Source organism: Brakhagea baltica (assembly GCF_052161605.1).
In the GTDB taxonomy this organism is placed as follows: Bacteria; Planctomycetota; Planctomycetia; order Pirellulales; family Pirellulaceae; genus JBKCUI01.
This window is the reverse complement of sequence record NZ_CP197409.1, coordinates 4655528-4672955: the sequence shown is the minus strand read 5'-3', so window position 1 is coordinate 4672955 and position 17428 is coordinate 4655528. Positions and strand designations below refer to the sequence as shown.

The window sequence follows — 17428 nt, the reverse complement described above, 5'->3', positions numbered from 1 at the left end:
CTATGAAACGTATTTACCTCGCTAGCTTGGTCCCGATACTTAGCTCAGTCGCTCTCTTTAGCACAGTCACATGGGCTGAGTTCGGCTATTCTCAGAAACCGATCAAACGCCCCAATCGGGCGGCCCCCCCAAAATTCAAGCCTGCCGATTATGACGGGGTCTTCTTCGCCGACGCTTTGGCGCAACTCCAAGGAGATCGCCCCACTCCTGGGAGCCAAGCATCTGGAAAGCTCGGTTCGAACGCCATGGCCAACTCCGCAACTGCCAAGTCAGACGTTGAGAATGCCCCTGAGTCGTCAAATAGTTCATGGAAGTCCCTCATATCGGGTTCTTCGATCGAGGATTTGATCAAGGAAGCCAGGCTTCGAATCGACGGCTTGGTCACGACACCGGCCAAATTCGCTGCGGGGGGAGTAATCGAAGCGAGAAAGGAGTTCACGTTGCTGGCCACGTTGATGGCTATCATCCAAGAGTACCCGGAAGACATACGCTGGAAACACTCAGCTCCCTACGGCCGAATGATCTTCGCTCGCATGGCATCCAACTGCAAAGTTGGTACCCAACCAGTATTCAACGAAGCCAAGTTGCGAACTCAAGATCTGAACGAACTTCTCAAAGGGAGCAAACTATCCGGACAAGCGGAGGCGATCAGTTGGGATGAAACATCAGATCGAACACCTGCTATGAAGATCTTGGAATGGGCTCTTCGTGAGAACCTCTCCAAACTTACAGCGAGCGAGAAAGAGTTCCAGCAGTCCAAAGAAGAGGTCAAAAAGTACGCCGAGCTAGTCGCAGCTTATGGTCTGGTCCTACAGCAACAGGGGATGAGTGACTCCGATGATGAAACCTACATTGAGCTTTCTCAATCTATGACCGAAGCAGCCAGTATGGTCGTGACTGCGACCATCGCGGGAGATGCCGAAAGCGCGCGGGTCGCTGTTGGCAAGATCGATCAGTCTTGCAATAAATGTCACGAGTCGTATCGATAAGTCGGGGGAACCATGGGAATTCGATTCGCGTGCCATCACTGCAATCATCCGTTGAATTTGAAGGACTTTCAAGCAGGCAAACGAGGCAAGTGCCCTGCGTGCTCTAGGTCTTTTAGGATTCCACGCGAAAGCTGTGACTTCTCCATTCCCCTCGAGGAGGCCAACGCCGCGCAAGCCACCTCGGCCCCCGCAGTGATCGAAACCAAAGCCAAGTCGGCCATAGCCCGCTCGGCCATGGTGAGCTCCCTAACCAAGACTGCGACTAAGAAATCCGAACTAAGTACGAAACCAAAACAAAAAATTGTCGTTAAGAATCGCCCGTTAACAGCGACTACCGCATCGGTCTCACCAGAACCCGCTTCAGAGGTCGACGACAAGCTATCGCAAGAACCAATTCAGCCAGAGTCTCCGGTCGAATCCGTTAAGATTGAGGAAACGTCGCCAAGGGACAAGGCGGTCGCTGCTTTCGATGCCAATCCTCTAGCGCAATGGTACGTTCGACCCCCGAGCGGCGGGCAGTATGGACCTGCCGATTCAAAACTGCTCGCCCAGTGGATATCGGAGAATCGAGTTACCGCCGACTCGTTAATCTGGTTCGATGGATTAACGCAATGGACAGCGGCGGGGTCGGTACTGGCCGAGTTATTTAATGAATCCGGATTAACAACAGCACAGGTCGCTGGTTCAGCTAGCAACACAACTTTAACTCCCGTCGCGAGCAATATGGTGAGCGCGGGACAACTGGTCGGCACGGCTTCTATCGAAAGTGTTGGCAAACCCATACGCTCTCGGCAGAAGCAAAAGCGGAATCAATGGATTGTCATCACTCTGCTGATATCCGTCTGCTTCTGTTTAATTCTAGGTTTGGTTGCTGTGCTATTACTCCAGAAGTAAACCCCCTGTTCTTTCGGGTTGCCAATTATGACCTCCGATTGTCGCTTGATTTGTTTATTCATGCTGGTAACGGCTCTTTTCGTTTGCGAGGCGGCGGGAGCCGATCCGGATTCCCACCCTCAGCGATTCAAAATTACGGCGCGAGCCAGCGAAATCGACCCGCAAACTAAAGAGCATCCCGAGATCGACTTTGTCTTTTTGAAGGACGGGAAACCTCAAGATGTTCAGCACGCGGCAGTCGATACCCGTGTACCAACTCAAGGCCGATTGGTACTTTGGTTGATGCCACACAACGAGGAGCTTTTTTCGAGACTCAATGGCTATGGACTTCATGCCATTCAAGTTCACTATGCCAACAAGTGGTTTAACATTCTCTGTCGTCCGCAACCGAAAACGCCTTATGCTCGCGGAAACGTGCGTTTAGAAGCCGCCATTGGCGAGGACGTTAGCGATGAGATCGACATTCCCAAACCGGATTCGGTCATGGAGCGAACTCGTCAGTTTCTCATTCATCTAGCCAAAGAAAATCCTGAGGGTAAGTGGGAGCAGTTTCTGAATGATGATCAGACTCAAGTTCGTTGGGATAAGGTGACTTTAGCGGGGGCCTCGCACGGTTCGACCACGGCAGCCCGATTTGCCAAGCATCAGGCCGTCGATCGCGTTGTCATGTTATGCGGCCCCCGCGACCAAGATCAAGATTGGCAATCTCTTCCTTCGGCCACAGCGGCAAACCGTTACTTTGGGTTCAGCCATGTGTTAGATGGTGGCTGGACAGGAAATCACTACGACCGTTCCTGGGAATTGCTGGGTCTTTTCGAATCGGGCGAGATCGTGGATGTAGGCACGATCCCACCTCCGTACAACAACTCGCGATGTCTAACTTCGGCTGCTGACGTGAACAACGATGCGGGTAGAGCCCATTCCGCAGTGCAGCCAGGCAAAGCGTCCCCCAAAGACCCAAACGGAAATTTTCTATACGAACCCGTGTGGGACTATCTCTTCAATCATCCAATTTCAAATTAACAACGGATTTAATCGTAACTGGGTCTGGACGTTTCGAAACTAGATTGGCAACCCAAGTCCCACGAATCTGCAAACCTCTCCCGTCCCCTTCCTTTTGAGTAGTACTCGAATTCACTATGTACTTTGCTGAACAAACTTGGCCGACCCTTGCAAACTTATCCCGTGAGATACCGGTCGTCATTCCGATCGCGGCTATCGAACAACATGGCCACCACATGCCAGTGGCAACTGACACGATTTTGCTAACGGAGATTGTGAGTCGAGTTCACGCGATCCTGGGTGACGCAATCCTAGTCGCACCGGTGCAGTGGTTTGGTAATTCGGATCATCATCTGGATTTCGGTGGAACACTCTCTGCACCTCCTCGCGTTTACTTGGACATGCTCATCGGTATTACCGAGAATATGATCTCGGCAGGTTTCAAACGTATCGTCTTTCTCAATGGTCATGGTGGCAATGATGTACCTGCCAAACAAGCTACGTTTGAGCTTCGGCAACGATACCGACATCGGAGTGATTTGCTTTTGCTGATGACCACTTACTGGTCGTTGGATAGTGAGCCATGGAAACGTTGTGAATCATTGGTGCAGCGCGATATGGGACACGCGTGCGAGTGGGAGACATCGATGATGTTGGCGATCAACCCAGGTTTGGTAAAAGAGTTCGCTCATCTACAGCCAGTTGAGCCCGGCAATCCCTTTCGACCCGGCTCGAGAGCTTGGATAACAAAAGATCGCACCGAACCGGGTCATATTGGGCACCCGCAATTGGCCAGCAAAGAGAAAGGTCTAGCCATGTTAGAGACATTCGGCCAGGATGTCGCAAGTTGGCTAAAGCGAATTATCGCCTGGGACGGTTCGTCCTGGGACGGTTAGTGGTGAAGTCATAAGCCATCTCAATTTGCTCTGGAACAGCTAACCTGCTTGTAAGTCGGCTATGGAACTCAAAACAGCCAATCGGCAGTTAAGAAACCGCCAACTTAACTTCGGGCAGCGGAACCAATAGCAGCGGAAAGGGCACTAGCCCTCCGGTAAGGCTCCAGCGCCCTCACCGCCCATCAGCTTCGCCGCATAACACTCCCCTCGCTTTGCGCCCCCCCCTGGCCTTTTCGATCGAAAATAAGTGCCGAAACAATGCATTGTGCTGCATGACTTGGCTCCAAGTGAGCGATGAGCACTCCGTTATCTCTTAATGTGCCCTGACTTTCGCATTGATGCTCCCGAAAAATACTCGGACATCAATTTGCAGAAAATTCCTCAAAATTCGTTGACGACACATGTCGTCTCTGTTAGAAACTCCACATTGACGACGCCTGTCGTTCGCTTTCCGTTTTTCCAAATGGTCGTATTCATTCGAAAGTCGAGATCTGTGGATGTCAAATCCCGAAGGTTCGTTAACGCCCGCCCAATTTGAGATCATGCAGTTACTGTGGAGTGCTGATGATGGGCTTCCGGTCGCAGAAATCTGGGAACAAATTTGCAAAGATCGTGAAGTCAGTCGAACGACTGTCTTGAACTTGGTTGATCGGCTCGAGAAACGAGGCTGGTTGATTCGAGAGAAAGTCGACGGTGTGTTTCACTATACTGCCGCTGTCGATCGGAAAGAGACCGAAGGCCAGTTGGCGAAAGAATTTGTTGGAGACTTCTTTAATGGTTCTCCCTCCAGTTTTGTGCTTAGCCTGTTAGGCACCAAACAGATCTCTAAATCGGAATTGCAACGACTGAAAGCGTTGCTCGATATGCCTAATCAAACCGATTCGAAGAAGAAAGGTCGTTAAAGGTATCGTCCATGTTCGTTTCACAATCGACGCAGTTGTTCGCGCTGAATATCGCGGTAGCTACCACGATCTGCATTAGCGTTGGATTAGGTCTGTCCTACCTCTTTCGTTCGCTTCCAAAACGAACATCAATCCTGCTGGCAAGCCTCATTGGGTGTTTGTTATGCCCGATCGCGGTGGGGGTTGGCATGCATTTTTCACTGGGCAAGCTTCCGTCGGAATTGCACCCATTTTCCGTAAGTACAAGCGACCCAGCGCCAACGACGCCGCAACAGGTAGATGTTGCGAGTAACACCCCGAAAGACGAATGGCGGTCACAGCCTAACATCGGGCAAGTTCCCTCAGAGAGCCACCTAGCAATCAACGATAGTGAGCATCTAAGACAGGCAAAGCAAGAATATGCACCCGTTACATCAATTATCGCACAGCAGCCTGAATTAACAAAGGCGACTCGCATCGCTTGGTATCCGTCGATAGGAGCGATTTTGATTTCCATTTGGGCAGCCGGAACGGTCGTGTTGCTTATCAGGCAAATGTGGAGGCTATTTCTATGCAGACGGTTTTTACGTTCTTGCCGACCGATCGAAGGAGCCCAGCAGCGACAAATGCTGGGTCAGATCAAACAAGATTTGAAACTCGATGGAGCAATCGATTTCCTTGAGTCGGATTCTTTGACAACTCCGATTGTCGTCACCTGGAGAATCCCCACCATTGTTTTACCCTCGGATATTTCATTCAGTCTTACCTCTGACCAACTTCACAGCGTCCTGGCTCATGAGTTGACACATATTCAGCGAAACGACCATCAGGTTGTCTTTTTGCAAGCGGCTTCTTCCATTCTGTACTGGTGGAATCCGCTGTTGTACTGGGCTTCGCGGCGACTGAGCATATTACGTGAGATGATCTGCGATGATGTCGTGATGTCGATGACCGATCGGCCGGTTGAGTATGCTCGCTCGATACTTCAGATAGCCGAACAAACTGCGAAGAATCCGGTGCTTGTCAGTTCATTAGGGATCGGTCTATCCCCAATGGGTGAGTTGGAGAGTCGCATCCGTCGGATTTTAGATGCAAGCAACTCCCGGGCGGACCTGCGAATAACCAGAGGTTTTGCCGTCGGATTAACTGCGATTTCAGCATTATTGATCACCGGTCTCTTATTCGCCCAAATTCCAGCAACTCAGTCGGCCAATACTACCGAAGAATCTACACCGCTGTTCTATCGAGACAACAAGAGCGATCCTAAGCAACAAACAATCAAAAAGCGGGGCAAACCAGATTTGCCACTGATCCAATTCTCCGGTCGTGTGATTGACACCGATAACACTGCTGTCTCGAACGCTACTGTTTATGTGCAGTTCGAATACCTCGAGATCGACATGTCTGTGGCGACCAATGATGATGGCAGCTTCCAATTGGATTTCCATCTTGGGCCCGAACTGAAATCTGATGTAAAGCTATGGGCGGAAGCATCAGATGGCGAGAAGATGGGCTTCTATCGGTTTCAGCAATACGCCCGTGATGAAAATGAAAACTCTTCCTCTGTAAAAGACATGGAGATTCGCGTCGAACCTATCAGGGTTGCGTCGATTCAAGTGGTCGATGATGCCGGGCTGCCCATCGAATCGGCGAATGTTGCGTTGCAGTTGAGCTATCCGAACACAATGGGGCCCTTTCAGACTGATTCTGCGGGGCAAGCGAATATCAAATTGCCCATTTCCGAACGAATTCTCAGCGTAGTAGGGTGGAAAGACTTTAAAGGCTTGGACTATCGATCTTATGAGCTTGGCCGCGGTCGCGACGCGGATCTAAACGCCAAAGCTCCCGAGTTTCCATTCGATCGTACGTTAACACTCAGACTGGACGGCGCTACTTCTCTCAAGGTCAAGGTGACTGATGATGCTGGCACGATTCTTAGAGATGTCCCACTACATCTATGGCTACTACAAAAGGAGACGGAAACTGAACAGTTGAATTTGAGCTACTTTAACGACTACTTCACAACGAAAACCGATTCCAACGGAGAAGCCTCCTTTGATTGGCTTCCAAGTTGGCAAACGCAACAGATAACCGTTTGGCCAAGTGCTAAAGGTTACGAACGAGCGCGAGGGGAATACGACCCCATCGTTCAACAAGGCAACCTCAACATCATGCTCAATCGTTCAATTCCACTTCGAGGAAAAGTGAGCTTTCCGGACGGATCACCTGCTGCGGGCATATCGGTGCTTTCCGTCGGCGCCGGGTATTCATACGATAACTTTTATTCTAGCGTACCAACCGATGAAAATGGTTGTTATGAAATTCTAGTTTCGCCTAATCAAATTTACTTGTTAGCCATCCGCGACAATAAATGGTCTGCACCATCTCAATCGAGTTTTGCGGTCCTGCCAAATCAGACCGTAGACGAGCATGATTTTCAGCTACGTCCGGCCACGCGGGTTTACGGTCAAGTTCTGAGCAAGACCACCAATCAACCGCTTGCTAATCAGCTCGTCTACTTCTCTGAGTACGGAATTGATTTAAATAGCCTCGGCAAGGACATTCTTCCCAATCCAGAGGGCTCCAACCTATGGGTCGCTCCCATCAATCAGTCAAATCAGATGACCCAACAAGATGGCAAGTTCGAATTTTTCGTTGGCGACGGTGAGTACAAACTCTTTATTCAGGGAATGCAAGCGGAAACAATTGTGATCAAAGGTGAACCAGAAAAACAAACGAATCTTTATGTAGAAGGGATGGAGAAGCATGAGCTCGTGGGGCGTGTCGTATCAAATGAAACCGATGAACCGCTGGCGGATGTTATGGTCAATGGCATTGCACGAAACTTCATGAAGTATGAGGAATGGAAAGCTGTTACCGACGATGACGGTTCCTTCAAGGTACTCAAAACTTTGGAAGCAACGACCATTCATGCAATCAATGCGGAGCGGACGATGGGAGCTATCCAAGATATTTCTGCAAATGACGAGTCGGTCGAACTTCGACTAACTCGCTTAGGTTCAGCAAAAGGGCGATTATTGACCGAGGATGGCAGCGAACCAGCATCGCTCGTCAAATTACACTATGGTGTTCTCATAACAGATCAACATCGAATGTCATCCAATCGATTTGGCAAGTTGATCACTACCGATGAAGATGGCTATTTCAGTATGACCGATCTAGTCCCCGGTTGGGAGTATCAGTGCGTATTGGCTGACTATCCTGGTGGTCGTGTTGTTAACGTTGCAAAAGTGATGGTACAAACAGGTCAAATTGTGGACCTAGGCGATCGGAATATTCCAACGACACCAAAGCCTTATGTCCCGCCTACTCTGGAAGAGCAAATCCAGGAAGCCTTCAATGTCAATGGCACGCCGTCGGAACGATTTGAAAGGGCGGTTAAGCAAATTGAGTTGGTGAATCAAAACCTGATTATCCTTTTCGGTAAACCGGATGATCCACGAGTGCATCGGATGATGCAAGTCCGCTATGAAGATGATTCGTTTAGACCTTACTCCGACGATTTTCGCATCATGGCGGTTCCAACCGATGGCGACCGACTGCTTGCCGCCCAAGAGTTGGCAGAGCAATCAAATCTCAATTTGGTCGACGGACGCGAAGCTTTCCACCTTCTAGTATTCAACAAGTCAGCAGAGTTGATAGCGAGTGCCGGCATAAAGCAGCTCTGTGACGGTGAGGAGTTCTCGAAAGATGCGTTGTTCGTGTTACTGGATCAACATCGAACGCAACCTCTCGATGCCCAAACTTTGCTGGACGAAGCACTAAAGAAGGCTGCTGCTGAAAACAAACGAATTCTCGTTCAAGAGACGGCGACTTGGTGCGGGCCTTGCCACCAGTTGTCACGGCTTCTGATGGCGAACAAGCAATGGGAACAGGACTACATCTGGGTCAAGATGGATCATCGTTGGACGGGAGCTCGCGAGATCATGGCAAAGCTGCGAGACGGAGCTTCGGGCGGGATTCCTTGGTTCGCCATTCTCGATTCCTCCGGCAACGTCCTTTCGACTTCAAATGAGCCTGAATCCGGCGACAACATTGGCTTCCCTAGGGAAGCAAGCGGTCAGAAACATTTTGCGAACATGCTAAAAGCGACACGACAGAGAATGACCGATGCCGAAATTGCCCAGTTGGTAGCGGCTGCCGCCAATCAGCAATAATTAATAAAATCGCGATGAGGAAATGCCGCCGTTACGCTCCGATTACGGTGCCAGGTCACCTGGGGATACAGCATTTTTACTGGCGTCGGCTTGCACCTCCGACTAGAAATGGCGTGTTCGGCCTTTCGCCCAATTCTCCCCATTAAGATTTTCACCATTTGACCAAGCTTCTTCCCATGTATGTTTTTTGACTTCTTCGCCAATCCGATTCTGCAAACCTCTTCGTTCCTTAAGAACGAAATATCGTTAGCACGAACGAACGCCACCGATCACCCAGCGGAGGGGGTAGAGGTATCCTTGCCGGAAACGGCCGAACCGCCGCTTGGGTGCATCGGATTGTTACGGCTGATTTCTGCCTTGCGCGTTGGTCGTGAAATGGTCTTCGTTCCTGAAGCCTCTTGTCGCTTTCGTGCCGCTTCAGCGATTGAATGAATATCTCCACCAGAAGCCATCGCAAGCCGTTCTCGTGTCGATCGAACTTCGTCAATAATTGGGTCGGTCATTTTAGATCTCCAGCATGTCAAACGGGGTGCAAATCAATGGCACTTCAATTCCTCGATCTCGACAAGCCCGCTCGATTCTTGGACGATGTTCGGGATTTGCGATATGCTTGCAGTTCCACGTCAACAGAAATTGTACCCCATGAACCGCTGCCATGGAAATGTGAAATGCGTCGATACGGGCCTTGGGCGGTATCTGAAGCTCCATCGCAATAGCTTCCGCGAGTTGCTCGACCGCTTGATTCATGTCGAGTACGGGGATGTTTTTCAAGTAAATCCGCCTCTCGTCTGCTGCAGTTGGCTCCCCCTGATCACATTCGTCAAGTACGAATTGAGAAACAAATATGTCGAAATCTGGTCGATGGTCATCCCACCACTCACGCGTCGACAATTGGTTTGCCGCCACACGAACATCTCGGCTGTTCCGCATTGCTAAGTAACCAATGATGGTTGTCTCAAGATAGGCAGATCGTTTCATTCAATTCCATCATCTTTCTGCCGTAACGCTGGCGATCATCGCGTCGCCGCAGAGGAACCACCCTCAGGGAGTGGTTGATCGGCGACTTCGATGCAATGCTTTGTTCGTCCATACGGTCCCTGATCTGCGAGGTTGATCGTCCGCGAACGCACCGAATTCTGAATTGTCGCGTAGTGTTCCCTTAGGCGTTTCGGATCATGCCCGATTTCGGCCGAGATTTCGTGCCGCACCCTTCGAACTTCTTCTACTATTGGCGGTGTTGTCATGGTGCTACATTTCCCCCGACCAATTCCATTGGAGTAACGAGTTCTGGAGTGTACAGCCCAAGTATACCATTGATCCGTCGAATTTGCCCAAATTTGTTCGCGTTTGCCAAATAGGCCTCGACGATTTCAAAAACAGGATCATCCAAATCCAACATCTCAATCGTGTCCAGCATTGCCAAGCAATCGTCGCGGCCAGGAAAGTCACCGCGGCGCAATTCATCCAACACAGCAACACTAGATACAATCCTATCTGAGGTAACAGCAACGTCGAACCATCTACGCGTCCAGTCCCGTCGTGCGACCATCGAAGGTTCAGATCGGACCTAATGATAAAAACTCAGAATTGTCGTCTCAATGTAGTAAATGGACATGCTTATCTATTTGGACGAACGCCACCGTTCAGCCAGCGGCGGGAGAAGAAGTGTCCAATTCAGAAACGCCTGACCCGCCGCTTGGCTGCAACGGTTGGTTCGTGGTCTTCGGATGCCACAAAGGTCGATTCGAAGCCGATTGTCGGCGAGCCGCATCCTGAGCGATGGCAAATACGTCACCTCCAAACCGATCCGAAATCTCGAACCGTATTTCATGGATTTCATCGATCGTATTATCAGCTTTCGTCGATTTCATCTCCTAGCATCTCCTCGGGGGTGCAAATGATCGGAATTGGTATCCCCATATCCGTCAGAATGCCATGAATTCTTGGTAGGATTTTCGCGTTCGCAATGTGCTTGCAATTCCATGTCAACAGGTATTGTATCCTATGATGCGCGGCAAGGGAAATGTGAAGTGCGTCCACTTGAGATTTTGGGGGCAGTACCCCTAAGGCCATGATGCGTTGAGCTATCTTGGGAACCTCTGGGGTGATCGGAAGCAATGGAATACCGTCGAGCGATTCGAGTCGCTCTTTGGCGAGCAAAACGTCTCCAGCAGATGCTTCGTCAATAACGTACTGCGACGCAACCAACTCGTAGTTGAGTCGATGATCATTCCACCACTGATGCGTGAGGATTTGCCGCGCTGCGGCAACCACTTGCGAGCTTGGCTTCTGCCGCAAGTAGCTGACGATTGATGTTTCAATATAAACAGTGTCCATCACTACATCCTAGCACGACGAACGTAAAAGGATCATTCACGTCGAGCGAGGGGCGTGGACCGCCCAACACCCCGGGATCGAGACGTTGAATGCATCGTACGCCCGGCACGGGCGTGAACTAATGGGGTGCAAGTCCCCTGTACGAAAATGGGAATTGCTTGGAGGACAGTATACCAAATGGTACCAAACAATCTAAGTACTAGACGAAGGCAACTGCGGGGAGGCTACAAACCGTGGAGAGGAAGCCTGCGAAGGTAAGCGTAAACGGCGGGTTTGTCCGTTGTCCCAAAAGACAACACTTCGCCGAGTCCGCGAGGAAAACGTCACTAAAATCAAGGCTGGGTCGATGCGGACTTTGGTGCATCCGATTGTTCGGGCTTCCATGGCCTCCTAGGCAGGGATACGGTATTCGTCTCTCGTGATCTTATGTCTTCGACAATTCTTGCCAGGTCGTTATCAAATTTCGATGCAAGTTCGCGTTTGATGCGCAGGATCTCGTCATTTATGGTATCGTTGGTCATGTCAAATCCCCAATAGTTCGTCTGGCGAGCAGATCAAAGGCGGCGTATACCCATTATCCTTACATATTTGCTCGATTAGCAGTCTGGTTTCAGCGTTTCCGATATGGGTGAAATTCAGCGTCATGAGATATTGTAATCCATTTACCGCGGCGAGGGAAATATGAAGAGCATCGCGTGGTTCTGTTTCCGGGATTCCATGGCGAGCAATCAATTCGTCGGCTAGCGATTGCACGTCGCATGAAACTGTGAGTACACGAATACCTGCGATGAGTGCGAGTCGTTCTGAAGCAGCATTCGAGTCTCCTGCGGCACATTCGTCGAGCACCACCTGCGAGACAGACAGGTCAAAGCGGTTTCGAGTTGCCCACCACCTACGCGACTGGATCTGTCTAGCATACACGAGCACGTCTGTCTGGTCCCATGCCGCGATGTGGCCGATTATCGTAGTTTCGATGTATACAGTCGGTTTATTCATGGTCCTTTATATTCGAGCGAAACGCAATCTATTCCTAGCGGAGCGGTGGGATAGATTGTGCGCCCGAACCGTATGGCTTTGCTCCGCGTCTCGTTCAATTATCGCTTGACTGGGCACGGTCCGCAACCTGCCTGCGGATCCTTTTCCTTCTTGCCGTCACGACGAGTCAAGCAGAATGATAGACCTGCTCGTGTTTTGGGACGGGTCGACCAAACCGATGTTAGGAGTGTCATCCTGCACATTTACCGCCCCTGTCATCATTTTGCCTCACATCATTTTGCCATCCCGATTCCTGCCACGCCTCGCCGCACCAGAGTTGCTTAAACGAGCGAAGGTCAGCCCCCCCTTAGGAGTACGTCCCCCGATTCACCGATCCTGCCGCGGGGTTTCGTGAACACGGACTTAAATGTTGGCTAGCTACTGGCTCGCAAAGAAGCAAAGAGAAACTATCAGGCTCGAGGTATGTCCACCCCCGACTATCCGATGCAACATCTAAGCCTATTTATGTTCTGGCAATTCTCTCTTAATTCTCAGCGGAATCAAGCAACTCAAGACACTGTTTGGCATTGTATGCCAGATACTCTTTCTCTTCTAGGAAGCGAGTCATCCATCCACGCAGATTTTCTTTCCCGTCTTCGTTGAGTTCGGCCCATTGCAGAAAGCACCAAATCCCTGCAAGCGAATTCAAACCGTTTCCTCCGTAGAGTCGGGGCTCTGATAAAGCTCTGTCTGCGATCCACAGCAATGCGGCAAGGGTCCGTCCGTCAGTGTAGATCATCTCTCGTAGGATTTGAACGAATCGTTGCCGTTCATCAATGTCGAAAGGGTCATCAACGAAAAACAACTTGCTGATTTCAACATAAAAGGATTGGTCCTTAGGCCACTCGTCAAGCCTGGCAGACCTGCGTAGCGTATGCAGCTGATCGTCAGCGAGATCAGCGAATCGACTTAAGAACTCGTTTCGATCCATAGTCTCATTGCCAGAACGGTTCCGATCAGCGGGTCCGCGGGTTTGATTTTCCACTTCAAAAACGCTAGCTCGCGGACTCCATTGCATCGGATGGTTATCGGGCTTCAGTTCCGGAGTTGCCTCGATGGCGCGATCGCCAACCGCGTTTTTCTACTATACGGAAATTTGGAGACGAGTGCAATGAATGTAGAAAACACTCGAGGACGATCAGTTCGGTGTCGTCTATTGAGCCCTCAAACGGAGACACCTAAATGGCGTTCCCATAGTTGCGGCAAACCTTTCTAGATGTGTCATCAACAATTAGAGTGCGATCCAGATCGAAGCCAATCCGGCGAACCTTCCGCAGGTCCTTAATGAAGTCGGTCTCAAATATCTCGGGATTCAGTCGTTGAATACATCGCCCTCGCGACCATACAAACTTCCATTCGCCAACGATAGGCAAAAGATACCGACCAATTCCATCAACATAGTCCTCCGACGCAGACGACCAGATTGCAACATCGTACAGCTTCGACGCAGATGCGAGAAATTGATCGAGAAATGGTCTCTTGTAAAGATAGAACGGCCCAACCCGAAAATCAGCGTCTCGCTGAAGCGGGCGCTCCGAGCCAAAAATCAGCGTCTCGTCGAGATCAAGAATCAGAAGTGGTTTCGAAGTGTGATTCTCCATGTCGCAATGACAATTGATGTGCCATGATGGTTCGCTGTGTTTGCCCGATAACGAAAAAGGATCATTCACGTCGAGCGGGGATCGTGGACCGCCCAAGACCCCGGAATCGAGACGTTGAATGCATCCGCTGGTTAGCGGAACTCGCGTTCTTGCCCGGAGGATCGAGTACCGTCGTCCGCACTGCTGACGCTTCATCCTCAGTCAGAGACAGTCTCTGACATCGCTCTATCGTACCACACGGGCCTTCAACATTCAGCAGGGGCAGGAGTGCAAGCGACCGACTTTAGATACCACTGGCTTGACCAGTGGAGTTTCATGTTTCTCGCTAATACGCTGGCACCACCTGCCCCCCCCCTCTTTGCTCGGCGGCAAGGCCGCCGAGCAAAGTGGGGGGGCGGGGGCTGAGCGGTTATGTAGCGAGAAACGTAACAATCCACCCGGCAAGCGGGAGGCATTCCAGAGCCATGACGCTCGTCGCATTCCTTCTTAGCTAACGACAAAGATCAGCCGGTTGGCGCGGTTGACTTGCCATGTGAGGAACCGCCGACGCCAACTCGGCTGCATCTTATTGTTCGCCCTTGATCGCTACACCAGAATTCCACAGCGTCGATATGGAAATCCATGATAGATAAATGCCGATTAAGAAAAATGGCAAGACGGACCAGAGCCATGATGAATGCAAACGATCATGATACTCATTAACTACGGTCGACACGGTCGTCACGGAACTGAGTTCTACAGCATTGATCACTCCCATTGTGAATGACATGAATGCGGCCCCAAGCAATGTTGTCCATTTTGGTTGGCATAACCATGTCAGGAGGAAAATCAATGGATTGAGGCACGAAATCAAACCGCCCCAGCCGAACCGCGGCATCGTGACAGCCCGAACGGAAGGAATGTGCGTTGAAGTAATACCGACAACTGCGGCCACTACCAGCACGAGAGCGACCAAGATTGCACCGATCGGTCGCGTTGGGGGAACTGTCGTCAAAAGTGGCGTTGATGGTGCTTCGTAAGGATTCATGGGCACCACGAGGTTAGAGGCGAACGAATAAGGATCATTCACGTCGAGCGGGTATCGTGGACCGCCCAAGACCCCGGAATCGAGACGTTGAATGCATCCGCTGGTTAGCGGAACACGCGTTCTTGCCCGGAGGATCGAGTACCGTCGTCCGCACTGCTGACGTGTCATCCTCAGTCAGAGACTGTCTCTGACATCGCTCTATCGTACCACAGGGGATGTCAACATTCAGCAGGAACAGGAGTGCAAGCGACCGACTTTAGATACCACTGGCTTGACCAGTGGAGTTTCATGTTTCTCGCTAATACGCTGGCACCACCTGCCCCCCCCCACTTTGCTCGGCGGCAAGGCCGCCGAGCAAAGTGGGGGGGCGGGGGCTGAGCGGTTATGTAGCGAGAAACGTAACAATCCACCCGGCAAGCGGGAGGCATTCCAGAGCCATGACGCTCGTCGCATTCCTTCTTAGCTAACGGTTGCATTCATCGAGTCGCCGGGGTAGAGCCACCATCAGGAAGGGGCTGATCGGCGACTTCGATGCAATGCTTTGTTCGTTGCTTCGGTTGGTAGATAGGACGCCCCGATTCAAGGGCACGTTTCCGGGCCGCCTCAACATATGCATGCAGATCACCACCGTGTTCGGCCAGCAGCTTTTCGCGTGTAGCGTGAATCTCGTCCAAAATTGGATTAGATGTCATTATCAGGGTCTCCCAAAAACTGAATTGGTGTGCAGACCAAAATCCGCGGCAGTTGCAGATCTTCCAGTAAACGATAGAGTCGAGGAAGCTCGGTTGCGTTCGCGATATGGCGACAATTTTGCGTCAATAGGTATTCTACCCCTGCAAGCACGGCAGAGGCAACATGCAAAGCGTCCACCCGAGCTTTCTGAGGCATCATGCAGCCGGTTACGATTTTATCTGCGAGTGATTCCACTTCCGGGTCGGGTAGTAGAAGCCCGACGTTTTCCAGGGCGGCCAGCCGACGCTTGGCAGCGTCAGGATCACCACGCGACGCTTCGTCGATCACGAACTGAGACGTAACCAGGCGGAATTTCGGAGCCTCGAATTCGAGCCATTGCTTTGCCTGATCCTGCAAGGCCGCGATTGCGGGATTTTTGCTCGGCCAAGCAGTCGCGTGACTAACAATCGAGGTTTCTATGTATACGGTATCCATGCCAGTATTCTACCGCAACGAGCGACGGCATTCACCCGGCACGCGCGAGTAAAGCCACCAAGTCAAAAACGGCCGATCGCGTGCTCGGCGTGCATGGCGTTGTTCGTCCAGCTTTTCTGTTATTCTCGGCTAGAAGGTGGAAGGGTACAATAGCGATCCCATCAAAAGTGCGTTCCGGAGGATCAATGATGTCAGTAGCAGAAGCCGCCAAGCAGGTTTACGAAGAAGATTTGCGTTTTCGTTTGGAACGAGAGCACAAGGATGACTTTGTAGCAATCGAGCCAAGTTCACGTCGTTACTTTGTGGGAAAGACCTTCCTGGAAGTCGCATTGGCAGCCAAGGAGGCATACCCACATCGAAAGTCGTTCGTGATTAGAGTTGGCCATGAAGCGGCGTTCCACATTGGAGGTTTTACTTCGTGAAGGGCTTTGTAGACGATCGCGATCGAGCGCTAATCCCAATTCGAGTCGCCAGTAAGCTTCGAGGCGAGTTGACCGATGTTGTAGCATGGATCGACACGGCATTCGACGGACATCTAGTTTTCTCCCGAGAGCTAATCAACAGCCTCAAGCTTGAGGCATTAGTTGAAACGGAGGCAATCCTCGCAGATGGATCGAAAGTCTCACTCGATTCCTATTTTTGTGTCATTGAATGGTTCGGCGAGAAGGTGCCGGTCCAAGTCATTGAGAACGAGGGGCGGTTTCCGCTAGTGGGAACTGGCCTACTGGCAAAACGCAACCTGGCAATTAGCTATCAATCGAAAACAGTGGAGCTAACTTGACTGGACGAACGAAAAAGGATCATTCACGTCGAGTGGGGATCGTGGACCGCCCAAGCCCCCGGAATCGAGACGTTGAATGCATCCGCTGGTTAGCGGAACACGCGTTCTTGCCCGGAGGTCGAGTACCGTCGTCCGCACTGCTGACGTGTCATCCTCAGTCAGACACAGTCTCTGACATCGGACTATCGTACCACAGGGGACTTCAACATTCAGTAGGGGCAGGAGTGCAAGCGACACACTTTTCTGCTGGTCGCGTTACTTCCTAGCTAACGCTAATCATCACGCGGTTGCGGGAGAAAAACTATGACATCAGAAAACGGCATGCCCGCAACTTGCGTGCATGATATTGTTCGTCAGCTTTCGTTTACAGGGAACAGCCACCAGATTCAAAGGGCAGAGGCTCTTGGTTTTGTGTTCCTCGTTGGACCGAAGGCTGACGGCAAAACATGGAGGTGGGCAACGTGGAGTGATGGCGACAAGTCATACCATTGGCACGATTGCGACACTCGCGAAACAGCGATTGCACACTGCAATCGAAGGTGGCGAGAGCTTCTGGAACCGTATCTGGAAGTCTGACGAACGGTGGCGGTAACCCAGTCGCCGCGTTTGATGTTGATGTAAGTGACGACACTATCGGCGA

Annotated in this window: 22 protein-coding genes; 9 read left to right on the top strand and 13 right to left on the bottom strand. The window is 51.1% G+C overall.

Going from position 1 to position 17428, the window contains the following annotated elements; all coding sequences use genetic code 11:
* Positions 1-2: 2 nt before the first annotated feature.
* The 6 genes from SH449x_RS17945 to SH449x_RS17920 all read left to right on the top strand — a co-directional run bounded on the left by SH449x_RS17945 (position 3) and on the right by SH449x_RS17920 (position 8840).
* Positions 3-989, top strand: a complete 987-nt coding sequence (locus tag SH449x_RS17945) for a cytochrome c (protein WP_482377451.1) — start codon at positions 3-5, stop codon at positions 987-989.
* A 12-nt stretch (positions 990-1001) separates the two neighbouring features.
* The gene (locus SH449x_RS17940) at positions 1002-1883 is read left to right on the top strand and encodes a DUF4339 domain-containing protein (protein WP_482377450.1); all 882 of its coding nucleotides are present in this window, start codon (positions 1002-1004) and stop codon (positions 1881-1883) included.
* Between the two features lie 27 nt (positions 1884-1910).
* On the top strand, positions 1911-2906 hold the full coding sequence (locus tag SH449x_RS17935) for a BPSS1187 family protein (protein WP_482377449.1): 996 nt from the start codon (positions 1911-1913) through the stop codon (positions 2904-2906).
* Between the two features lie 116 nt (positions 2907-3022).
* Positions 3023-3781 (top strand): creatininase family protein, encoded by a 759-nt coding sequence (locus SH449x_RS17930; protein WP_482377448.1) that lies wholly within the window; start codon positions 3023-3025, stop codon positions 3779-3781.
* Between the two features lie 497 nt (positions 3782-4278).
* A complete protein-coding gene (locus SH449x_RS17925; RefSeq protein ID WP_482377447.1) occupies positions 4279-4683 on the top strand; it encodes a BlaI/MecI/CopY family transcriptional regulator in 405 nt (134 codons plus the stop codon).
* Between the two features lie 11 nt (positions 4684-4694).
* Positions 4695-8840: a M56 family metallopeptidase gene (locus tag SH449x_RS17920; protein WP_482377446.1), complete on the top strand. Its 4146-nt coding sequence runs from the start codon at positions 4695-4697 to the stop codon at positions 8838-8840.
* A gap of 269 nt (positions 8841-9109) precedes the next feature.
* On the opposite strand, the gene SH449x_RS17915 is transcribed toward SH449x_RS17920, so the two are convergent.
* From SH449x_RS17915 to SH449x_RS17855, 13 genes are all read right to left on the bottom strand, one after another.
* Positions 9110-9343 carry a hypothetical protein gene (locus tag SH449x_RS17915; protein WP_482377445.1) on the bottom strand — a complete coding sequence of 78 codons (234 nt, stop codon included), beginning with the start codon at positions 9341-9343 and terminating at the stop codon, positions 9110-9112.
* Between the two features lies 1 nt (position 9344).
* Complete coding sequence (locus SH449x_RS17910) at positions 9345-9818, bottom strand: type II toxin-antitoxin system VapC family toxin (RefSeq protein WP_482377444.1); 474 nt, start codon at positions 9816-9818, stop codon at positions 9345-9347.
* Positions 9819-9853: 35 nt separating this feature from the next.
* Positions 9854-10084 (bottom strand): hypothetical protein, encoded by a 231-nt coding sequence (locus SH449x_RS17905; protein ID WP_482377443.1) that lies wholly within the window; start codon positions 10082-10084, stop codon positions 9854-9856.
* Positions 10081-10389 (bottom strand): PIN domain-containing protein, encoded by a 309-nt coding sequence (locus SH449x_RS17900; protein ID WP_482377442.1) that lies wholly within the window; start codon positions 10387-10389, stop codon positions 10081-10083. The genes SH449x_RS17905 and SH449x_RS17900 overlap by 4 nt, the downstream gene beginning before the upstream one ends.
* A 94-nt stretch (positions 10390-10483) precedes the next feature.
* Entirely contained in the window at positions 10484-10711 is a 228-nt protein-coding gene (locus tag SH449x_RS17895) for a hypothetical protein (RefSeq protein ID WP_482377441.1), read from the bottom strand.
* Positions 10692-11177, bottom strand: a complete 486-nt coding sequence (locus tag SH449x_RS17890) for a type II toxin-antitoxin system VapC family toxin (protein ID WP_482377440.1) — start codon at positions 11175-11177, stop codon at positions 10692-10694. Before SH449x_RS17890 ends, SH449x_RS17895 begins: the two co-directional genes overlap by 20 nt.
* A 332-nt stretch (positions 11178-11509) precedes the next feature.
* On the bottom strand, positions 11510-11698 hold the full coding sequence (locus SH449x_RS17885) for a hypothetical protein (RefSeq protein WP_482377439.1): 189 nt from the start codon (positions 11696-11698) through the stop codon (positions 11510-11512).
* Between the two features lies 1 nt (position 11699).
* On the bottom strand, positions 11700-12173 hold the full coding sequence (locus tag SH449x_RS17880; protein ID WP_482377438.1) for a type II toxin-antitoxin system VapC family toxin: 474 nt from the start codon (positions 12171-12173) through the stop codon (positions 11700-11702).
* A gap of 523 nt (positions 12174-12696) precedes the next feature.
* Positions 12697-13143 (bottom strand): hypothetical protein, encoded by a 447-nt coding sequence (locus tag SH449x_RS17875; RefSeq protein WP_482377437.1) that lies wholly within the window; start codon positions 13141-13143, stop codon positions 12697-12699.
* Positions 13144-13390: 247 nt separating this feature from the next.
* Complete coding sequence (locus SH449x_RS17870) at positions 13391-14008, bottom strand: NIF family HAD-type phosphatase (protein WP_482377436.1); 618 nt, start codon at positions 14006-14008, stop codon at positions 13391-13393.
* Between the two features lie 370 nt (positions 14009-14378).
* Positions 14379-15008 (bottom strand): hypothetical protein, encoded by a 630-nt coding sequence (locus SH449x_RS17865; RefSeq protein ID WP_482377435.1) that lies wholly within the window; start codon positions 15006-15008, stop codon positions 14379-14381.
* Between the two features lie 308 nt (positions 15009-15316).
* Positions 15317-15532 (bottom strand): hypothetical protein, encoded by a 216-nt coding sequence (locus tag SH449x_RS17860; RefSeq protein ID WP_482377434.1) that lies wholly within the window; start codon positions 15530-15532, stop codon positions 15317-15319.
* Positions 15522-16007 carry a type II toxin-antitoxin system VapC family toxin gene (locus tag SH449x_RS17855; RefSeq protein ID WP_482377433.1) on the bottom strand — a complete coding sequence of 162 codons (486 nt, stop codon included), beginning with the start codon at positions 16005-16007 and terminating at the stop codon, positions 15522-15524. Before SH449x_RS17855 ends, SH449x_RS17860 begins: the two co-directional genes overlap by 11 nt.
* Positions 16008-16192: 185 nt before the next feature.
* Here SH449x_RS17855 and SH449x_RS17850 point away from each other — a divergent pair, with 185 nt between their 5' ends.
* The 3 genes from SH449x_RS17850 to SH449x_RS17840 all read left to right on the top strand — a co-directional run bounded on the left by SH449x_RS17850 (position 16193) and on the right by SH449x_RS17840 (position 17364).
* Positions 16193-16429 carry a hypothetical protein gene (locus tag SH449x_RS17850; protein ID WP_482377432.1) on the top strand — a complete coding sequence of 79 codons (237 nt, stop codon included), beginning with the start codon at positions 16193-16195 and terminating at the stop codon, positions 16427-16429.
* Positions 16426-16788: a hypothetical protein gene (locus tag SH449x_RS17845; protein WP_482377431.1), complete on the top strand. Its 363-nt coding sequence runs from the start codon at positions 16426-16428 to the stop codon at positions 16786-16788. The genes SH449x_RS17850 and SH449x_RS17845 overlap by 4 nt, the downstream gene beginning before the upstream one ends.
* 303 nt (positions 16789-17091) lie before the next feature.
* Positions 17092-17364 carry a hypothetical protein gene (locus SH449x_RS17840; RefSeq protein ID WP_482377430.1) on the top strand — a complete coding sequence of 91 codons (273 nt, stop codon included), beginning with the start codon at positions 17092-17094 and terminating at the stop codon, positions 17362-17364.
* Positions 17365-17428 lie beyond the last annotated feature (64 nt).

What these genes read in the sequence shown, in the direction of transcription:
- SH449x_RS17940 (WP_482377450.1), top strand. Translation starts at nt 1,002, where the DNA reads ATGGGAATTCGATTCGCGTGCCATCACTGCAATCATCCGTTGAATTTG.
- SH449x_RS17890 (WP_482377440.1), bottom strand. Translation starts at nt 11,177, where the DNA reads ATGGACACTGTTTATATTGAAACATCAATCGTCAGCTACTTGCGGCAG.
- SH449x_RS17850 (WP_482377432.1), top strand. Translation starts at nt 16,193, where the DNA reads ATGATGTCAGTAGCAGAAGCCGCCAAGCAGGTTTACGAAGAAGATTTG.
- SH449x_RS17905 (WP_482377443.1), bottom strand. Translation starts at nt 10,084, where the DNA reads ATGACAACACCGCCAATAGTAGAAGAAGTTCGAAGGGTGCGGCACGAA.
- SH449x_RS17885 (WP_482377439.1), bottom strand. Translation starts at nt 11,698, where the DNA reads ATGACCAACGATACCATAAATGACGAGATCCTGCGCATCAAACGCGAA.
- SH449x_RS17935 (WP_482377449.1), top strand. Translation starts at nt 1,911, where the DNA reads ATGACCTCCGATTGTCGCTTGATTTGTTTATTCATGCTGGTAACGGCT.
- SH449x_RS17855 (WP_482377433.1), bottom strand. Translation starts at nt 16,007, where the DNA reads ATGGATACCGTATACATAGAAACCTCGATTGTTAGTCACGCGACTGCT.
- SH449x_RS17870 (WP_482377436.1), bottom strand. Translation starts at nt 14,008, where the DNA reads ATGAAGCGTCAGCAGTGCGGACGACGGTACTCGATCCTCCGGGCAAGA.
- SH449x_RS17925 (WP_482377447.1), top strand. Translation starts at nt 4,279, where the DNA reads ATGTCAAATCCCGAAGGTTCGTTAACGCCCGCCCAATTTGAGATCATG.
- SH449x_RS17930 (WP_482377448.1), top strand. Translation starts at nt 3,023, where the DNA reads ATGTACTTTGCTGAACAAACTTGGCCGACCCTTGCAAACTTATCCCGT.
- SH449x_RS17865 (WP_482377435.1), bottom strand. Translation starts at nt 15,008, where the DNA reads ATGACACGTCAGCAGTGCGGACGACGGTACTCGATCCTCCGGGCAAGA.
- SH449x_RS17875 (WP_482377437.1), bottom strand. Translation starts at nt 13,143, where the DNA reads ATGGATCGAAACGAGTTCTTAAGTCGATTCGCTGATCTCGCTGACGAT.
- SH449x_RS17880 (WP_482377438.1), bottom strand. Translation starts at nt 12,173, where the DNA reads ATGAATAAACCGACTGTATACATCGAAACTACGATAATCGGCCACATC.
- SH449x_RS17915 (WP_482377445.1), bottom strand. Translation starts at nt 9,343, where the DNA reads ATGACCGACCCAATTATTGACGAAGTTCGATCGACACGAGAACGGCTT.
- SH449x_RS17910 (WP_482377444.1), bottom strand. Translation starts at nt 9,818, where the DNA reads ATGAAACGATCTGCCTATCTTGAGACAACCATCATTGGTTACTTAGCA.
- SH449x_RS17860 (WP_482377434.1), bottom strand. Translation starts at nt 15,532, where the DNA reads ATGACATCTAATCCAATTTTGGACGAGATTCACGCTACACGCGAAAAG.
- SH449x_RS17945 (WP_482377451.1), top strand. Translation starts at nt 3, where the DNA reads ATGAAACGTATTTACCTCGCTAGCTTGGTCCCGATACTTAGCTCAGTC.
- SH449x_RS17895 (WP_482377441.1), bottom strand. Translation starts at nt 10,711, where the DNA reads ATGAAATCGACGAAAGCTGATAATACGATCGATGAAATCCATGAAATA.
- SH449x_RS17840 (WP_482377430.1), top strand. Translation starts at nt 17,092, where the DNA reads ATGACATCAGAAAACGGCATGCCCGCAACTTGCGTGCATGATATTGTT.
- SH449x_RS17920 (WP_482377446.1), top strand. Translation starts at nt 4,695, where the DNA reads ATGTTCGTTTCACAATCGACGCAGTTGTTCGCGCTGAATATCGCGGTA.
- SH449x_RS17900 (WP_482377442.1), bottom strand. Translation starts at nt 10,389, where the DNA reads ATGGTCGCACGACGGGACTGGACGCGTAGATGGTTCGACGTTGCTGTT.